The sequence below is a fragment of the Nocardiopsis camelliae genome, from assembly GCF_028993595.1.
GTDB classification, from domain to species: domain Bacteria; phylum Actinomycetota; class Actinomycetes; order Streptosporangiales; family Streptosporangiaceae; genus Nocardiopsis; species Nocardiopsis dassonvillei.
This window is the reverse complement of the sequence record NZ_CP118614.1, coordinates 3887554-3904658: the sequence shown is the minus strand read 5'-3', so window position 1 is coordinate 3904658 and position 17105 is coordinate 3887554. Positions and strand designations below refer to the sequence as shown.

General features: G+C 74.2%; 15 protein-coding genes. 6 read left to right on the top strand and 9 right to left on the bottom strand.

Features of this window, described 5'->3' with window-relative positions; all coding sequences use genetic code 11:
- Positions 1-28 precede the first annotated feature (28 nt).
- From PV789_RS17135 to PV789_RS17120, 4 genes are all read right to left on the bottom strand, one after another.
- Positions 29-2104, bottom strand: a complete 2076-nt coding sequence (locus PV789_RS17135; RefSeq protein ID WP_274978163.1) for an FUSC family protein — start codon at positions 2102-2104, stop codon at positions 29-31.
- A 137-nt stretch (positions 2105-2241) separates the two neighbouring features.
- A complete protein-coding gene (locus tag PV789_RS17130; protein WP_274973573.1) occupies positions 2242-3483 on the bottom strand; it encodes a coiled-coil domain-containing protein in 1242 nt (413 codons plus the stop codon).
- Between the two features lie 257 nt (positions 3484-3740).
- Positions 3741-4862, bottom strand: a complete 1122-nt coding sequence (locus PV789_RS17125; RefSeq protein ID WP_274973572.1) for an IS630 family transposase — start codon at positions 4860-4862, stop codon at positions 3741-3743.
- Between the two features lie 83 nt (positions 4863-4945).
- Positions 4946-5488 (bottom strand): GNAT family N-acetyltransferase, encoded by a 543-nt coding sequence (locus PV789_RS17120; protein WP_274973571.1) that lies wholly within the window; start codon positions 5486-5488, stop codon positions 4946-4948.
- A gap of 284 nt (positions 5489-5772) precedes the next feature.
- On the opposite strand from PV789_RS17120, the gene PV789_RS17115 reads away from it, so the two are divergent.
- On the top strand, positions 5773-6702 hold the full coding sequence (locus PV789_RS17115) for a LysR family transcriptional regulator (protein ID WP_274973570.1): 930 nt from the start codon (positions 5773-5775) through the stop codon (positions 6700-6702).
- Between the two features lie 94 nt (positions 6703-6796).
- On the opposite strand, the gene PV789_RS17110 is transcribed toward PV789_RS17115, so the two are convergent.
- Positions 6797-7699, bottom strand: coding sequence for a LysR family transcriptional regulator (locus PV789_RS17110; protein ID WP_212643996.1), 903 nt, complete (start codon positions 7697-7699; stop codon positions 6797-6799).
- Between the two features lie 92 nt (positions 7700-7791).
- On the opposite strand from PV789_RS17110, the gene PV789_RS17105 reads away from it, so the two are divergent.
- Complete coding sequence (locus PV789_RS17105) at positions 7792-8781, top strand: EamA family transporter (protein WP_274973569.1); 990 nt, start codon at positions 7792-7794, stop codon at positions 8779-8781.
- Positions 8782-8791: 10 nt separating this feature from the next.
- Here the strand turns inward: PV789_RS17105 and PV789_RS17100 are convergent, their stop codons facing one another.
- A complete protein-coding gene (locus PV789_RS17100; RefSeq protein WP_274973568.1) occupies positions 8792-9112 on the bottom strand; it encodes a winged helix-turn-helix domain-containing protein in 321 nt (106 codons plus the stop codon).
- Positions 9112-9534, bottom strand: a complete 423-nt coding sequence (locus PV789_RS17095; protein WP_274973567.1) for a hypothetical protein — start codon at positions 9532-9534, stop codon at positions 9112-9114. Before PV789_RS17095 ends, PV789_RS17100 begins: the two co-directional genes overlap by 1 nt.
- A gap of 189 nt (positions 9535-9723) precedes the next feature.
- On the opposite strand from PV789_RS17095, the gene PV789_RS17090 reads away from it, so the two are divergent.
- From PV789_RS17090 to PV789_RS17075, 4 genes are all read left to right on the top strand, one after another.
- Positions 9724-11526, top strand: coding sequence for a hypothetical protein (locus PV789_RS17090; protein ID WP_274973566.1), 1803 nt, complete (start codon positions 9724-9726; stop codon positions 11524-11526).
- A 61-nt stretch (positions 11527-11587) separates the two neighbouring features.
- Positions 11588-12298, top strand: coding sequence for an alpha-ketoglutarate-dependent dioxygenase AlkB family protein (locus PV789_RS17085; RefSeq protein WP_274973565.1), 711 nt, complete (start codon positions 11588-11590; stop codon positions 12296-12298).
- 130 nt (positions 12299-12428) lie between these two features.
- On the top strand, positions 12429-13601 hold the full coding sequence (locus tag PV789_RS17080) for a magnesium and cobalt transport protein CorA (RefSeq protein ID WP_274973564.1): 1173 nt from the start codon (positions 12429-12431) through the stop codon (positions 13599-13601).
- A gap of 22 nt (positions 13602-13623) precedes the next feature.
- Positions 13624-14643 (top strand): methyltransferase, encoded by a 1020-nt coding sequence (locus tag PV789_RS17075; protein ID WP_274973563.1) that lies wholly within the window; start codon positions 13624-13626, stop codon positions 14641-14643.
- 13 nt (positions 14644-14656) lie between these two features.
- Here the strand turns inward: PV789_RS17075 and PV789_RS17070 are convergent, their stop codons facing one another.
- Positions 14657-15424, bottom strand: coding sequence for a DUF1266 domain-containing protein (locus PV789_RS17070; protein ID WP_274973562.1), 768 nt, complete (start codon positions 15422-15424; stop codon positions 14657-14659).
- Between the two features lie 14 nt (positions 15425-15438).
- Positions 15439-17013, bottom strand: a complete 1575-nt coding sequence (locus PV789_RS17065; RefSeq protein WP_274973561.1) for a hypothetical protein — start codon at positions 17011-17013, stop codon at positions 15439-15441.
- Positions 17014-17105 lie beyond the last annotated feature (92 nt).

Genomic DNA, 17105 nt, shown 5'->3' with positions numbered 1-17105 from the left:
GGAGGCCGGGGGCGGGCGCGGAGCGGGGTCACAGGTCGGCGTCCAGGTCCTTCTGGGCCCGGCGGTGCTCGCGCTGGGCCCGCCGCTCGGCCTCCTGGCGCGCCGCGCGCTCGTCCTGGGCGACCGCGCTGGTCATCGCGTTGGACAGTGCCCGCAGCTCCATGTTGATCCTGGGGTAGGCGGGCAGCCGGGGGATCGCTCCCATACGGGGCGTGCGGCGCTCCCTCATCGAGGAGATGAGCTCGCCGAAGGCCAGGTCCACCCGTTGCAGGGTGATGACGCCCGCCGACTCGGGCCGGTCCCGGGCCAGCGCCGACAGTGCCAGGTAGCCGGTGCGCTGGGTGGCCACCACCACCGGCCACAGCGGCAGCGTGGACGCCGCGCGCGGCGCGTCCCCGATCGCGCTGTCGTAGACCCCGCGCAGGTTGACCAGGGCCGCGCGCATGTCCCTGCGCAGCCGGTAGCGCCGCTCGGGGCCGATCTCCACGTCCTGGTCCAGGACCGCCATGATGCACTCGCGCGAGGTCTCCAGCACGCTCGTGATGGCCTGGGGCAGACGGGTCGCCGACGCCCTGCGCCACAGCAGCAGCGAGCCCAGCAGGCCGAACACCGAACCCACGACGGTGTCGATGATGCGCGACCCGGCCAGGTCGGTGATCGGGTCGGGCGCGGCGGTCGCGGCCAGCAGCAGCGCCATCGGCGTCACCAGGACCGAGGCGTAGAAGAAGTTGCGGCCCACCACCAGCTGGGTGAGCCCCTGGAACAGCCCGGCGAGCACGATGACCACGACCAGCGGCGGGTGCGTCGCGATCAGCGCGGCGCCGATGAACACGCCCACGAGGGTGCCCAGCGACCGCTGGAGCGCCCGGTTCATGGTCAGGACCACGCTGCCCGCCTGGAGGACGGCGGTCGCGGTCAGGCCCACCCAGTAGTAGTGGTCCAGGCCCAGCAGGAGGCTGAACGCGCCCGCCGCGGTCACCGTGATCCACATGCGCAGCGCGGTGGGGCGCACCAGCGAGTCCGAGCCCAGGCTGGAGCGCAGCGCGTCCCACAGCGCCGGATAGCGCTGGTCGTGCAGGGTCGCGGCGTGCTCGTCGTCGTCGTGGGTGGAGCGGCGCGCGGCCTGCGCGGCCCGGGCCAGCTGGCCGTAGAGCCGGGCCTCCAGGGAACGGGGGCGCAGGCCCCGGCGCAGCTCGTCGAGCTCGTCGGGGTCGGGCCCCAGGGAGGGGTCGGCCACGGCCGGGGCCATGCGCTCGGCGAAGTCGGCGGCCTTCTCGGGCAGGGTCGTGGGGCGCGCCATGCACACCTGGGTGGTGGCCAGGTGCACGTCGGAGACCCACCGCAGCAGGGACCGCAGCCGGGCGGCCTCGGGGCTGGTGCGGTAGCCGCGGGTCTGGGCCAGCAGGACGATCCGCCAGGCCTCGGCCACCGCCACCGACGCCTCGTGCTGGGCGTGGTCCAGGTCGGGCGTGCCCACGGCGCGCAGCAGGGAGGCGAGCTGGCGGTAGGCCCCGGCCACGGCGCGGTACTCGGGGTGGCGGGCGCGCACGGGCGCACCCGACATCGACACCGACCAGCCGATGGCCGCGCCGAGGGCGGCCACGAGGGCGTGCAGGGGGACGTCGGCCAGGCCGCCGGGGGCGATGGTGGAGATCGCGCCGACCAGGACGAAGAAGAGGGGGCCCGGCCTGTCCACCCGCCAGGCCGCGCACAGCCAGGTGGCGATCCCGGCGGTCAGGCCGATGGAGAACACGGGCCCCCAGGAGGCCAGGGCCGAGGCCAGGGAGCCGAGGGTGACGCTGGCGACGAAGCCCAGACCGACCAGGGCGAGGGCCGCCGACCGGTAGGCGTAGGGCGTCTTCTTCTCGTACAGGACGGTCATGGAGCCCAGGGCGGCCAGGGTGCCGACCTCCGAGCCGAACAGCCACGTGGCCAGGGCGAAGGAGAGCGACATGGACACGGCGGCCTTGACCGCGGTGGTCCACGCCCAGGCGCCGGACTGGAGTCCGAACAGCGCCCGCAGGTCGACCCTGGGGTGGGGCCGTTCGGCCACCTCGACGCGTTCGGCTCCGTGCCCTTCGCCGGGGGAACCACCCACGTTCATCGGTCCGGTGTCTCCAGTGGTTCCCAGATCTCGCACGTTTCCCATCCTAGACCGGGACGAACCGGCACTTAGGTGACTTACTGAACATCCGTGGGGCGGGCCGTGGGCGGGGACCGGGCCGTTCGGGGCGCGGACCGCTACGTGGCGGTGTGCTCCGCGTCCTGCCCGGCCGGAGGCGTCCCGGCCCGCTCCGCGCGCCGTTCGGCCAGCTCGGCGCGGGCCACGGCCCGCTCGCGCGCCTCCTCGGCCAGAGCCAGGCGCGCGGCCGCGGCCTCCCGCGACTCGGCCAGGGTGATCTCGGCGTTGCGGCGCTGGGCGTCCAGGTCGGCCGCCAGGCGCTCGCGGTCGGCGCGGAGCCGCTCCAGCTCGGCGGTGAGGCGTTCGCGCTCGGCGGCGGCCGCCGAGCGGTCCGACTCCAGGCGCTCGCGGGTCCGCTCCAGTTCGGCGTCGAAGCGCTCCCGGTCGGCGGCCAGGGTCCGGGCGGCCTCGCCCGCGCGCTCCTCGGCGGTCTCGGCGCGGGCCCGGGCGCTCTCGGCCGCCAGGACGGCCTCGTCGCGCCGACGGGCGTGCTCGGCGGTCTCGGCGCGCAGCCCCTCGGTCTCGGCCCGGGCGTGCTGGAGCCGCCGGGAGGCCTCGGCCCGCTCGTGCTCCAGCTCCTCGCGGGCGCGGGCGGACTGCTCGGCGATGCGGCGTTCGGCGGCGGCCAGCCCCGCGTTGGCCTCGGCGACGGCGGCGTCGCGTTCGGTCCGCGCCCGGTCGGCGAGGGCGCGCTGGCGGTCGCGCTCGGCCTCGGCGGCGTCCCGGGCGGCCAGGGCCTCCTCGGCGATGCGCTCGGCCTCCTGGGTGGCCGAGACGGCGGAGGCGGCGGCGTCCTCGGCCACGCGCCGGGCGCTCTCGGCCTCGCGGCGGCGGTTCTCCGCCTCCAGGCGGGCGGCGTCGGCCTCGGCGGCGTGCCGGGCCCCGGCGAGGCGGGCGGCCTCCACCTGGGCCTCGGCCGCGGCCGGGTCGGTCATCGTGGAGAAGGCCTCGGTGGCCGACCGCAGGGTGGCGGTGAGCTGCTCGCTCTGGACGGCGAAGCGGGTGAGCAGGTCGTCGGCGCGCAGTCGGGCGGAGGTGACCGGCTCGGTGCTGAAGGAGGGGGAGGACCCGGCGGCGTGGGGGGAGGGCGCGGCGGAGTCGGCGGTGGAGGGCTCCTGGGCGGCGCGGGCCAGCTCCTCCTGGCGTTCGGCCTCCTGGGTCTGGCGCTGGCGTTCCTTCCAGGCGCGCCAGCGGGTGTGCTCGGGGAGGTCGCAGTACTGCGGCGGGCGGCCGGGCGAGGAGGCGCGGGGCACGGGCCGGTCGCAGCCGGGGAAGTTGCAGGTGTTGGAGTCGGAGGCCACGGGGTGAGCGTAGCGGTTCGCCCCCGCGCGGCGCGGAGGTGTGTCGGGCACGGCGACCGGGCACCCGCGCACCCGCGCTCCACCGGGGCTGGACGGCCGCCGGTGGTTGCGCGCCAGCCCCCTCGGGCGGACCGCCGACCGCGGCCCGTGGACGCGGGCCGACGCGAGAGCCCCCTTCCCGGCCCCGGAGGCCGGAAAGGGGGCTCGGGCTCCCGCGGGCGCTAGTGCCGTGGCCGGGAAGGTTCGCCCGGGTGCCCTCACGCCGCTACGGATAGCGGTCGGCCTCCCCAACGAACACCCTTCTCGCTGCGTACCCGGGCGCGTTCACGGCGCTGGGCCGCGAGCACGTCCGGGTCGCGGGCGTTGGCGTTGCGCCACCGTAGATAGGCGTGCAGCGCCCGCGTTTGCACCGTGTGGTTGGGGTGGTGGGAGTTGGCGATGGTGAACTGGCGCAGCGGCCCGAAGTGCGCCTCGATCGGGTTGGCCCAGGAGGCGTAGGTGGGGGTGAAGCACAACTCGACCTTGTTGCGCTGGGCCCAGGAGCGGATCGTGGGGCCCTTGTGTGCGGACAGGTTGTCCATGATCACGTAGATGGGGGCGCCGTCCGGGCGGGCGGCCCGGATCGTCTTGAGCGCGGTGAGTGTGTTGGCTGCGCCCTTGCGCCGGTGGTTGATGCCCCACAGGGTGTCGTCTCCCACCGAGTAGCAGCCGTGGAAGTAGGTGACGCCATGGGTGCGCCGGTAGGTGGCCGGAAGGCGGTGCGGGCGGCTCTTGCGGGCCCAGCCCGTCCCGGCGGTGGGCCGGATGCCCAGCGGTCCGAACTCGTCGAAGGCGAAGACCCGGTCGGCGAAGTGCTCCATGACGTGCTCGATGCGGTCGAGTTTGGCATCGGCCTCGGGGTCGGGCGAGTCCTTCCAGGTCGTGGTGCGTTGGAAGGTGATGCCATGCCGGTGCAGGAGCGTTCGCAGGGTCTCGCGGCCCATGCGCAGGCCCGGTCCGGGCCGGTGGGCCAGGTGGGCGGCGAGTTTGCGCAGCGACCAGCGGGTGAAGGGCTGGCCGAGCTTGGTCGGGCGGGTGGTGGCCGTCTTCAGGACGAGGTCTTCCTCGTCGGGGGTGAGTAGGCGGGGACGGCCTCCCGCCCATTTAGGGTCCAGGCAGCTCAGCCCTTGGGTGTTGAAGGCGTGGATGACCTCGCGCACGGTCTTCTCATCAGCGGCGACCAGGCGGGCGATGACGGGGGCGGTGTTGCCGCTGGCCGAGGCCAGGATGATCATCGCTCGCCGGTAGCGGACGGTGTTGGTGCTGCCCCGGCGGACGATGCGTTGGAGTTTTTGGCCCTCGGGGTTGGTGAGTCTGCGGGCTTTGAGGGGTGCGGACACCGCGGCTCCCAGGGTTGACTGCTGGTGTTGCGGTCAACCCTGGCATCGATCACTGACCCGGGCGAACCTTCCCGGCCACAGCACTAGTCGTGGGCGCCGAAGGCGTCCACGCGGCAGACCATCGTGGTCACGAAGGGGCGGAAGCCCTCCTCCTCCAGGAAGCGGATGTCCTCGGAGGCGGTGGCCAGCGCGGAGAACTCGATGTCGCGCACGCCCGTGCCCGCGAGTTGGCGGCGCACCTCCTCCAGCAGTTTGGAGCCCACACCGCTTCCGGTGTACTCGGGGTCGATGGCGAAGGTCTGCACCACCGCGCCCCGCGCGCCGCGGTCCCAGCTGCCCTGGGCGTTCTCGCGGATGGTGACCATCGCGTACCCGGCCAGGTCGCCGTCGCTCTCGGCGAGGACCGCCAGGGTCTCGGGGTCGGCGAGCCAGGCCCTGTACTGGGCGCGGCGGCGCCTCCAGGACTCGTCCAGGCTCACGGGGCCGATGATGTCCGCCAGGTGCGGGGCCGTCAGGGTGTGCTGCTGGTGGAGGGCGCCCCACAGGTCCGCGAGTTCCTCCACCTCGTGGGCTCCCAGGTAGCGGAAGCTGAGCACACCGACGTCGGACTGTCGAGGTTTGGTCATCAGCGAATTTTGCATATTTTTCTCACCCGTTTCACCAGCATTGGGTGCTGATCCCCCCGGGGCTCGCCCCTGGTTGAGCTGTGGAACCGACTGTACGTGTCCGTATCGACCGGAACGCGCCCGACACGGAGAAAGAGGTGTCGGAGATTGTCGAAAGAGAAGAAGCTCAGTTCTTTCTTTGGTTGTGGAGCCCGCTGACGATGTGCAGGGAATCACGCCCCTAACCTGCGCAACGTGTACGAAACCACCCTGAAATCTGTACGCGCTGCCATAAGTTGGAAATCATGATCGACGTTCGGCGGCTACAGCTCCTCCAGGCACTGGACCGCCACCACACGGTGGCGGCGACCGCGGAGGCGCTCAACGTCACCCCGTCGGCGGTCTCCCAGCAGCTCGCCGCCCTGGCCAAGGAGGCCGGGGTCCCCCTCGTCGAACGCAACGGCCGCCGCTTCCTGCTCACCGGCGCCGCCCGGGTCCTGCTCAAGCGCGCGCACGTCATCTTCGCGGAGATGGAGCGCGCCACCGCCGACCTGGCCGAGTACGCCGAGGGCGACCGCGGCGTCGTCCGGATCGGCGCCTTCTCCACCGGGATCAGCGACCTCATCGCCCCGGCCCTGGCGCGCCTGCGCACGAGCCACCCGGACTGGTCCTTCCAGGTCGTCCAGGCCGAACCCGAGCACAGCGCCGAGATGGTGCGCTCGGGCCGCCTGGACATGGCCCTGACCATGTCCACCGGCCACATGCCCGCCAGCGGCGACCCGGACTTTCGCGTCGACCCGGTCATGGTCGAGCTGTTCGACGCGATCCTGCCCTACCAGCACCCGCTGGCCGCCCGCACCAGCCTCCACCTGGCCGAGGACCTCGCCGACGAGGACTGGATCCTGTCCGCGCCCGGCACCGCCTGGCACGAGTGCGTGTCCGGCGCCGCCCACCAGGTGGGCTTCCAGCCCCGCGTGGCGCACACCGTGGACGACTTCAGCGCCGTGTTCTCCCTGGTGCAGGCGGGACTGGGCGTCGCCCTGATGCCGCGCCTGGCCTGGACCGGACTGAGCACGCCGAGGATCGTCGTGCGGGGGGTGCGCGAGAGCGCCCGGCGGCACATCGTCGCCCTCTCCCGCGCGGGAGCCTCGCCCGAACCCCTGCTCACCGCCATGCGCGAGGCCGCCAGCAAGGTCCCCGTGCCGTCGGTGGGGCCCTTCGCCATCGCGGGTTGAGCACCGCCCCGCCCGGCCGCCTGGCCGCCCGCTCCGCTCGGCCACCCGTCCCGTCCGGGCGCCGCGCTCCCTCCGGGCCCGCCCGGCCCCCGACCTACCCGGCCAGCACGCCCGCGGCCGACTCGCGCAGGTACTCCGCCACCAGGCGGATGGGCTTCCACGCCCATCCGCCGGTGCGGCCCGCCAGGTGGACGCGGCGGACCCCGCCCAGCTCGCCCAGGGGCGCGTGCGCCACCCCGCGCCGGGTCACCGCCGACAGGCGCGGCACCACGCCCACCCCCAGGCCCTCCGCCGCCAGCTGCTCGAACAGCTCCAGGTTGTCGATCCGGTGGACGACGCGCGGCGTGAACCCGGCCTCGGCGCACATGCGCTGCACCAGCGCCTCCTCGTCGCGCCGGTAGGGGCTGACGATCCACGCCGCGTCCGCCAGCTCCCGCAGCCGCCGCCGGGTCAGGGTGCGGCTGTCGGCACCCTCCGAGGGCTGGGCGAGCAGCAGGTCCTCGCTCCCGACCGGGTGCACCGTCAGCGTCCCCGGAAAATCCCGGGGAAGCAGGCTGTACTGGTACACCACCCCCAGGTCCGCCCGCCCGTCCTGGAGCAGCTCCAGCGCGTGCTCGGACTCGTGCTCGGTCAGGTGGACGTCGATCCCGGGGTGGTCGCGCCGCAGACGGCGCAGCGCGGGCAGCACCAGGGGCGCCGCCGTGGTGTACATCACCAGGTCGACGCGGCCGACCGGCTCGCCCTCGCCGTCGAACTCCGCCCGCGCCGCCTCCACCCGCGCCAGGATGCCCACCGCGTGCTCGGCCAGCCGACGCCCGGCCGGGGTCAGGCGCACCCGCCGCCCGTCCGGCGCGATCAGCGGCACGCCCGCCTCCCGCTCCAGGACGGCGAAGTGCTTGGAGACCGCCGACGTGCTCATGCCCGTGACCTCGGACACCGCGGCCATCGTGCCGAGCCGTTCCAGTTCGACCAGCAGGCGCAACCGGGTGAAGTCCATCCGCGGAGACTACCCGACCGTCCACCGGAACTACACGGTCCGTCAACCAATGGTCCGTGGACAGAAACGAACCGCGTCGGTGCAATGGTCGGGTGATCCGCTCTCTCGCTCCCTCGCTCCGCCGTGCCCGCTTCGGGGTCCCGGCGCCCCTCATGCTGCTCATCGGCATGTTCACCCTGCACACCGGCAGCGCGCTGGCCGTCACGGCCTTCGCCCAGGCCAGCCCCGCCACCGTCACCTGGCTCCGGCTGAGCTGGGCCGCGCTCCTGCTGCTGGCCCTGGGCGGCCGCTCCCTGTGGCGGGCGGTGCGCGCGGCGTCGCGGCGCGAACTGGGCGCCGTGGTGATCCTGGGCACAGCGAGCGCGGGGATGATGCTGTTCTACTCCGAGGCCACGGCGCGGATCGAACTCGGCACCGCCACCTCCATCGAGTTCCTCGGCACCCTCGTGGTGGCCGTGGCCGCCATGCGCCGACGCCGCGAACTCGTGTGGATCCTCGCCGCGGTCGCGGGCGTGCTCTGCCTGACCCGCCCCTGGCAGGGCGAACTCGACCTGGTCGGGGTCGGTTTCGCCCTGGCCGGTGCGGTGTGCGTGGTGGGCTACATCGTGCTGACCCAGCGGGTGGGCGCCGGTTTCGGCGCCGTGCACGGCCTGGCCCTGACCATGACGGTGGGCGCGGTGGTCAGCGCGCCGCTGGGCGCCCCCGGCCTGGTCGCCGACTTCGACCTCGACCTGGTGCTGTTCACCCTGCTCATCGCGCTGCTGTTCCCGATGGTGCCCTTCCTGCTGGAGATGGTGGCCCTCCAGCGGATGAGCCGCACCGCCTACAGCACCTTCTCCAGCCTGGAACCGGCGGTCGCCCTGGTGATGGGCCTGCTGGTCATCGGCCAGGCGCCCGCCCTGATCCAGGTCGTCGGCATGGTGCTGGTGGTGGTCGCGGGCGCCGGGGCGGCACGGGGCGACGGCTCCCGGAGGCCCGCCGTGCCCGACCGGGCGGTGGCCACCGCCGCCGACCCGCACCGGCCCGAGGAGGAGGCGCGGCTGGAGGCCCCGGTCCCGGCTGCCCAGAGCCGGGCGGTCTGAGGAGACGGGGTCACTCGGCCTCGGGGACGTGGACGTGGGCCCCCGAGGCGATCTCGCGCAGAGCCCGGACGTGCTGGTCGAAGGCGGCCCGCCCCTCACCGGTCAGGGACAGGGACGTGCGGGTGCGCCGCCCCACCGCGGTCTTGTGCACCTTCACGTAGCCCGCGTTCTCCAACACCGTGACCTGCTTGGACAGGACCGAGTCGGAGACCTCGACGGTGTCGCGCACGAAGCGGAACTCCGCGCGGTCCACGGCGGCCAGCGCCGCCACGACCGAGAAGCGAACGGGGGAGTGGATCACCTCGTCCAGCCTGCCGCGGGGGTGCTCCATCAGGCGCTCCTGCTGCGGCGCAGGGACGCGTAGGCCGCCACCAGGGGCGGCGCCGCGCAGGCCAGGGCCGCGGTCACCCACCAGGCGGGCTCCCCGGGGAAGGCGTACAAGCCGACGAAGAGGGTGACCGCGTACAGCACGCCCCACACGCCCATCGTCCACAGGTGCAGGGACGCGTACCCCCGCGGCTGCACCGGCTGGCGCACGGCGAACACCGTCATCACCGCCATGGCCGCCCCGAACCCCGCGGTGGAGGCGGTGATGGCCCAGGGGGAGGGGAACAGGCCCACCACCAGTACCAGGGCCAGCGTCGCGACGCCGAACACCGCGCCGTAGACCGCGTACCACCCGCCCCGCGAGCGCGCCCGCGTCCCCACCGTCTCCGCCCGCTCCAGCGCGTCCAGCGCCTCGTTCCTGCGCATGCCGTTCTCCGTTCGCTCAACCTGTTGCCATCATGACACTCACTTTCCAACTTGGCAAGTGATTGTCTCACCGGAAGGCAGGACTGGGACGCATGCGCAAGCCCCGTCCCACAAGCGACATCCGTCACCCGCGCCACTTCGCCGCACCGGTACGGAGCGTCTCCGGAATGCACTAGCTTGGTGCGAACCATGGCCGCGAAATCTGATCTCGAACTCCTCCGCGCCTACGAACCGGTGCTCATGTGCACCAAGGGGGAGCTCTTCTTCCCCACCGACGTGGACGCCTACGTACGCAACTGCAGCCTGTGGATCGAGGAGCCGGGCGGCGGCGAACGCCGCCTCGTCCCGGCCGGGGAACTCACCCTCGACCGCCTCGGCCGGGCCGAGGCGGAGTGGCCCGGACGCCACAAGCACCTGCGCTTCGTCCAGGAGGAGACCCTGCGCGAGGAGGCCCGCCGCTACAAGGGCGTGGCCCGCACCGTCATCCCCAAGAGCGGCCGCCTGGCCGCCGTCGGCGTCCTGGGCCGGGTCCTGGACATCCTGATGAAGCTCTCCCTGCTCATCCGCGGTGCCGTCCCCGGCGGTCTCACCTTCGCCGCGGTGACCCGCTACCGCGAGCGCGTCGACAACGGCGGCGTCACCTACTACGGCCGCGTCACCCGCGAGGGCGGCTACACCATCCTCCAGTACTGGTTCTTCTACGCGATGAACGACTGGCGGACCATCTACGGCGGCGTCAACGACCACGAGGCCGACTGGGAGCGCGTCACCGTCTACGTCGTGGACAACCCCGACGGCACCACCCGCCCCGTCTGGGTGGGAGCCTCCTCGCACGAGTACCACGGCGACGACCTGCGCCGCTGCTGGGACGACCCCGACCTGCACCGGGACGGCTACCACCCCATCGTCTACGTCGGCGCGGGATCGCACTCCCACCAGATGCTGCCCGGCGACTACCTCATCCAGGTCGACCCCTCCTTCCTGCGCGGCCCCATGCGCGCCTGGCGGTGGATCACCCACCGCATCTTCCGCGCCGACAGCGTCCTGAACCGGCACGGCATCGGCGTCCCCTTCGTCGACTACGCCCGCGGCGACGGCATGCGCCTGGGCCCCGGCGGCGACCGCGAGTGGTCGGCCGTCCTCATCGACGACGACACCCCCTGGCTGACGGGGTTCCGCGGCCTGTGGGGACGCGACACCGGCGACTTCTTCGACGGCGAGCGCGCCCCCAGCGGCCCGCGCTACGAACGCGACGGCACCATCCGCCGCTCCTGGGCCGACCCGCTGGCGTGGGTGGGCCTGCAGAAGGTCGCCCCCACCGAAACCGCCGCCCGCGCCGAGCTGCGCGCCCACGTGCGCGCCCTGGACGAGCGGCTGCGCACCCTGGACGCCGACGTCATCAGCCGCCGCGACCGCCTGCGCCAGCTCCACTCGGCCCGCATCGTCCTGGAGCGCGAGGCCCACTCGCGGCCCCGCGCCCGCGAGTACGCCGAACGCATCGCCGCCCTGGAGATGGAGCTGGGCGAGGTCTACGAGACCCGCGTGCTGACCGCCGACGAGCGCGACACCCACCTGCGGGCCCTGGACGCGGACACCCCCCTGGTGCCCTCGCCCACCGGGCACCTCAAGGCCCCGCACCTGCCCTACTCCTCGGGGACGCAGCGCTCCACCCGCTTCCTGCACCTGTGGGTGGCCCTGAGCACCCCGCTCCTGCTGATCTCGCTCGCGCTGCCCATGTTCGTCCTGAACGGGCAGTACACCTTCTACGCGATGATCGGCGTGGTCGTGGTCTTCGCCGCGGTCGACTCCGTGGCCCGCCGCAAGTTCGTCCAGTACCTCATCGGGCTGGCGGTCATCGCGGTGGTCGTCGGACTCGTCGTGGGGGTCGTGGCCGCGTTCGTGGTCAACTGGCGCATCGCCATCACCGTCCCCGTCGCAGTGATCGTGGTGCTGCTGCTCGTGGTCAACGTCCGCGAACTCCTGCGCCGCTGACTACTCTGCCCGCCCCGCCCCGCGCTGGCGCCCACCGCCCGCGCGGGGCAGCATGGGACCCATGAGCGACGCGCTGTTCGACCGCCCGCCCGCGCAGGTGGAGCCCGGCGCCGTGCACGTGCCCGGCTGGCTGGACCCCGAGGAGCAGGCCGACCTGGTCCGGCGCTGCCGCAGCTGGGCGCGCGGGCCCGCCGGGATGCGCCGCCACGCCATGCCGCGCGGCGGGGTGATGAGCGTGCGGATGGTCAGTCTGGGCTGGCACTGGTCGCCGGGGCCCAACCCCCACGCCGAGCGGCGGGGCTCCGGGCACTCCCGGCACCGGCAGGCCTACTCCTACGCGCGGCTCCTGCCCGACGGCACACCCGTCCAGCCCTTCCCCGACCTGCTCGGCGACCTGGCCGCGCGGGCCGTGGAGGCCGCCTACGGCGCCCCGCCCGGCCCGGACGCCGACTCCTACGACGTCGCCCTCGTCAACTTCTACGACGCCGACGCGCGTATGGGCATGCACCAGGACCGCGACGAACTCTCCGGCGAGCCCGTGGTCTCCCTCAGCCTCGGCGACACCTGCGTCTTCCGCTTCGGCAACACCGAGACCCGCAACCGCCCCCACACCGACGTCGAACTGCGCAGCGGGGACCTGTTCGTCTTCGGCGGCCCCTCCCGCATGGCCTACCACGGGGTCCCCCGCACCCGGCCCGGCACCGCGCCGCCCGGCCTGGGCCTGGACGGGCGGCTCAACATCACGGTCCGCGCCTCGGGGCTGCGCGGCTGAGGCCCCCGCCCGGGTCCGACCCGACTGCCCCGCCCGGTTCGGGGCAGTCCCTCCTGAGAGCGCTCGCCCGTCGGTCCGGTGCCGACGGGACAGCGCGCCGTCCGACCACGCACGGGAGGGGAGACCACGGATGAGCGACTCCGCGCCGGAACGCATCATGGACCTGGGCCGCAGGAGGGCCGCGCTGCCCGAGCGCGGCTCGCCCGGCCCGGTCCGCGCCGTCCTCTACCGCGACGGGCGCCGCGAGCGCGAGACCGACACCGTCGCCGAGGCGCGCGGCGCCGCCGAGCGCGACCCCGGCCTCATGGCCTGGATCAGCATGACCGCCCCCCACCGCGACCAGCTCACCGAGGTCGCCCGCCTCTTCGGCCTGCCCTCCCTGGCCCTGGAGGACGCCATCGTCGCCCACCAGCGCCCCAAGGCCGAGGTCTACCGGGGCGTGCTCTTCCTCGTGCTGCGCCCGGCCCGCTACGACACCGTGCGCGAGTCGGTCGAGGTGGACGAGATCCACCTCTTCGCCGGACGGGACTTCGTGGTCACCATCGGCCACACCGAGCACGTGGACTTCGAGAGCGTCCGCGACTTCCTGGAGGCCGAGCCCCGCGTCCTGGCACACGGCACCCTGGCCGTGGTGCACGCCGTCCTGGACCTGGTCGTGGACGGTTACGCACCCGTCGTCTCCGAACTCCAGGACGACATCGACGAGGTGGAGAACCAGGTCTTCGGCGGCGACTCCCGGGCCTCGCGGCGCACCTACCGCCTCGCCCGCGAGGTCATCCTGCTCTCCCGCGCCGTCGAACCCCTCGGAACCGTCCTGGACAGGCTCATGGGGCCGCTGGCCCACGACCCCGAACGCCCCGGTCCACCGGACCCGCGGCCGTTCGCCGACGCCCTCGTCGAACCGGAGGGGACCCGCCCCCCGGCGCGCCGCCAGGGCTTCGCCTCGGCCGACCCCTTCCGCATCCCCGCCGAACGGCGCGGCGAACTGCACCACCGCCTGCGCGACGTCGCCGACCACGTCGCCGCCGTGCGCGAGCGCGTGGACGGCTTCCGCCAGCTGCTGCAGAACATCATGTCGGTCAACAGCGCCCTCATCGACCAGGCGCAGAACGAGGCCATGAAGAAGGTCTCCTCCTGGGGCGGCATCCTGGTCGTGCCCACCCTCATCTCCTCCGTCTACGGCATGAACATCTCCCCGGGCGGCGACTACCACTGGGCGTTCAGCTGGCCGCTGTCTTTGGCCCTCATGGCGCTGACGAGCCTGAGCCTCTACCTTGTCTTCCGTCGCAACGGTTGGCTCTGAGGGCCTGTTGACGGAGGTGGGGATGACGGGGGACGGATCCGCCGAGCGCGAGGTGCTGCGGCTCATGACCGGGCCGTGGGTGGCCCGGGCGGTGGCCACCGCGGTCGAACTGGGCGTGCTCGACCGCCTCGCCGGGGGCGCCGCCGACGCCGCGGCCCTGGCCGCCGGACTGGACCTGCGCCCAGACCGCCTGGAACGCCTGCTGCGCCTGCTCGCGGCCGTGGGGGTCGTGGAGCACCGCGACGGACGCTACCGGCCCACGCAGGTCGGGGCCGCCCTGCACCGGGACCACCCCTCGGGCATGGCCGACCTGGCGCTGCTCTACGACAGCGACATGTTCACCGCCGCGTGGGCGCGCCTGGGCGAGAGCGTGCGCACCGGCGGCACCGCCTTCGAGGCCGCCCACGGCACCGACGTGTTCACCCACCTGGAGCGCCACCCCGCCGACGCGGCGCGCTACACGGCCGGGATGGCCGCGAGCGGCCGCTTCTCCACCGCCGTCCCCGACGTCCACGACTTCACCGGTGCCCGCACGGTGGTCGACCTCGGGGGAGGGGACGGCGAACTCCTGGCCACCGTCCTGGCCCGGGCGCCGCACGCCCGCGGGGTGCTGGTGGAGCGCCCGCCCGCGCTGGCCGCCGCCCGCGCCCGCCTCGGCGCGTACGTCGAGGCGGGGCGGTGCGAGCTGGTGGAGGGCGACTTCCTGCGGGGCGTGCCCCGGGGCGCCGACGCCTACCTGCTCAGCCGGGTCCTGCACAACTGGTCCGACCAGGACGTCCGCACCGTGCTGCGCCACTGCCGCGAGGCGATGGCCCCCGACGGGCTGGTGCTCATCGCCGAGCGCGTCCTGCCCGACGAGGGCGCCGCCTGGCTCACGGCAGTCCTCGACGCGCACATGATGGTGATGACCACCGGGGCCGAGCGCACCGAGCGCGAGTACGAGGCGCTGCTGCGCTCGGCCGGGCTGACCACCCGGGGAATCCGCGACCTGCCGCTGGAGATGCGCCTGCTCGTGGCCGAACCGGTGCGCGGCGGGGCCTGACCCGCACCGCCCCTCACATGCGCCAGGGCAGGTTCAGCCACGGGCTCCGCGGGTCCTCGGCCAGCACCGCGTGCGCCCGCGCCGAGTCGGTGTAGTACGGGCCGAACGCGCCCTCGTCGAAGGCCATCGCCCGCCCCAGCACGAACCCGGCGGACATCTCCTGCCACGACCCGTGGTAGCGCATGGACTGCGCGCCCGCCCGCAGGATGTGCGCGTGCGCCGCGCGCTCGTCGGCGTACCCGGCTTTGACGCCCCACCGCGCGAGGTTGACCGCCCGCCCGAAGTCGTAGGCGCGCGCCGTGCGCACCGGTGTGCCCGGGGGCAGCACCCCGTCCCGCACCATGCGCTCCTCGTACTCCCAGACCTGCGCGGCCGCCGTCACGAGCTCCTCGTACAGACCGGGGGCGGCGCCCTGCTCCCGGCACCAGCGCACGATCAGATCCGGCCAGATCCCCGCGTCGAAGGGCCACCCGGGGGCCTGCGCCATGGTCCGGGCGCGCAGGTCCAGCACGATCGACAGCGCCGTCGCGGGGCGCGCGTCGTCGGTCAGCAGGCGCAGCGTCCGGTCCCAGCCCGCGTGGTCGGTGACGCCCCAGGAGTCGCGGAGCTTGTCCCGCTCGTCCTGGGCGTCGCAGCACGAGCACGAGGAGTGCACCGCGTTCCACACCCCGCCGTTGGCCGTGGGCATGTGCGCGCCGGAGGCCAGCGCGTGCGCCATCGGGCCCTGGAAGAAGCCCTGCGGGTCGCTGCGGAGCTTGATCCGCGCGGAGAACAGTCCCATGTCCCCTGGTGTCCTCACTCTTCTCCGGTGCTGAGCAGGCGGTCGATCCGTCCCGCCTCGTTCCTGGCCGTGACGGCGTGCTCCTCGGAGGCCAGCAGCGACTCGCGCCACCTCTCGGCGGCCTCGGCGACCTGGACGTCCAGCCGCCGCACGGTCGCCTCGGCGGTGTCGCGGGCCTCGGTGCGCCTGGAGTGGTCGACCACCAGCGCGACCCCGGCACCCGCAGCGGCGGCCACGCACAGGAACCAGACCAGGCCGCTGCCCGACGTCAGCCCCAGCAGCGCCAGCAGGCCCGCCGTGGCGAGGAGGCCCCACGCGTAGGTCCGGGCGGAGCCGGTGTCGTGCCAGCGCCCGCGCAGCTGGGTGCGGGCGCGCTCCAGCTCCCGGGGTTCGGCGCCGTGCGAGGAGACCGTCACCCGCACGCCCTGCGCCTGGAGGGTCGTGGAGTCCTCCACCGGCGCGGCGGCCTCGCGCACCAGCTCCTCGGCGAGCCCGGCCACGGTCGGGCGCTGCAGGGCCAGGGCGAAGGTGCGGCGGTGGGGCGGCGCGTCCTGGCGGACCAGGTCGTCGCCGAGCAGGGCGGCGACGGTGCCCACGGGGTCGGTCCACCGCTGCGGCAGCCCGCCCTCGCCGCTGCTCTCGATGACCGCGCGCAGTTCGCGGGCGCGGGTCAGCAGCGGGGCCTCCTCGGGGCTGCCCTCCTCCACGAGCAGGCGCAGGGTGTCGTTGAGGAACGCGGCGCTGACCTCGTCGGGGGCGAGCGCGGAGGGGGAGGCGTCCTCCCCGTCGAGCGCGACGACGCGGGCGACGCCCTCGCGCAGCGCGGTGATGCGCCGCGCGGCCCCGGCGCGCCCGGCCAGACCGCCGGACCCCTTCCTCCCCGGGGCCGGGGAGGGGGAGGCGCCGGAGGCGTCCGCCGCCAGTGCGGACAGGCCCGCGGAGGCCGGGACGCCGGTCCCCGCCTCGGACCAGGCGCTCAGCGTGGACAGCAGCAGGTGCTGCCGGGCGTCGTCGCCGAAGGAGCCGTCGGCGGTGAGCAGCCACAGGGCGCGCTGGCCCCGGGTCACCTCCTCGCCGGGGGAGGGCAGACGCGGGAGCAGCCCGGCGGTCGCGGCGGCGTCCATGGCGCGGGCGTGGTCCGCGCTGGTCAGGGCGGTGGCCAGCGCCGCGAAGTGGCCCGCGCGCTCCGCATCGCGCCGGGCGGCCTCGTCGAAGCGGAGGCGGGCGGCGGCGGTGTCGCCCTCCAGCAGCGCGTGCAGGCCGAGGGCGGCCGGGACCAGCCAGTAGCCGGGGACGTCCTCCAGGTCCAGGCCGGGGAGGGGCACGCCGTCCAGCATCTGGAGGGTGCGGTGGCGGGCCAGGGCGGCTCCGTCGAACATGGCCAGGACGGCGCGCACGTCGCTGAGTTCGATGAAGGCGTCCAGGGAGGCCGAGACGCGGTCCAGCCTCTGTTCGAGGGTGCCCCGGACGCGGGACAGCTCCGAGCGCATCCTGCGGCGTTCGGCGGCCATCTGGTGGTGGGCCGAACCCAGACTCTCCTCCAGTTCCCGGATCTTCCGGTTCTGGGAGTAGTCGATCCAGTCGCTCATGGGGTCCTTTCTCGCGCAGGGGGGGCGGGGGCCGACGGGGGAAGGGGGCGCGCCGTGCAGTGCGACGATACGGGAGGCCGCCCGGTCCGCGT

Coding starts and splice junctions, on each gene's coding strand:
- PV789_RS17135 (WP_274978163.1), bottom strand. CDS start 2,104: ATGAACGTGGGTGGTTCCCCCGGCGAAGGGCACGGAGCCGAACGCGTC.
- PV789_RS17120 (WP_274973571.1), bottom strand. CDS start 5,488: ATGACCAAACCTCGACAGTCCGACGTCGGTGTGCTCAGCTTCCGCTAC.
- PV789_RS17115 (WP_274973570.1), top strand. CDS start 5,773: ATGATCGACGTTCGGCGGCTACAGCTCCTCCAGGCACTGGACCGCCAC.
- PV789_RS17110 (WP_212643996.1), bottom strand. CDS start 7,699: ATGGACTTCACCCGGTTGCGCCTGCTGGTCGAACTGGAACGGCTCGGC.
- PV789_RS17100 (WP_274973568.1), bottom strand. CDS start 9,112: ATGGAGCACCCCCGCGGCAGGCTGGACGAGGTGATCCACTCCCCCGTT.
- PV789_RS17095 (WP_274973567.1), bottom strand. CDS start 9,534: ATGCGCAGGAACGAGGCGCTGGACGCGCTGGAGCGGGCGGAGACGGTG.
- PV789_RS17090 (WP_274973566.1), top strand. CDS start 9,724: ATGGCCGCGAAATCTGATCTCGAACTCCTCCGCGCCTACGAACCGGTG.
- PV789_RS17085 (WP_274973565.1), top strand. CDS start 11,588: ATGAGCGACGCGCTGTTCGACCGCCCGCCCGCGCAGGTGGAGCCCGGC.
- PV789_RS17080 (WP_274973564.1), top strand. CDS start 12,429: ATGAGCGACTCCGCGCCGGAACGCATCATGGACCTGGGCCGCAGGAGG.
- PV789_RS17075 (WP_274973563.1), top strand. CDS start 13,624: ATGACGGGGGACGGATCCGCCGAGCGCGAGGTGCTGCGGCTCATGACC.
- PV789_RS17070 (WP_274973562.1), bottom strand. CDS start 15,424: ATGGGACTGTTCTCCGCGCGGATCAAGCTCCGCAGCGACCCGCAGGGC.
- PV789_RS17065 (WP_274973561.1), bottom strand. CDS start 17,013: ATGAGCGACTGGATCGACTACTCCCAGAACCGGAAGATCCGGGAACTG.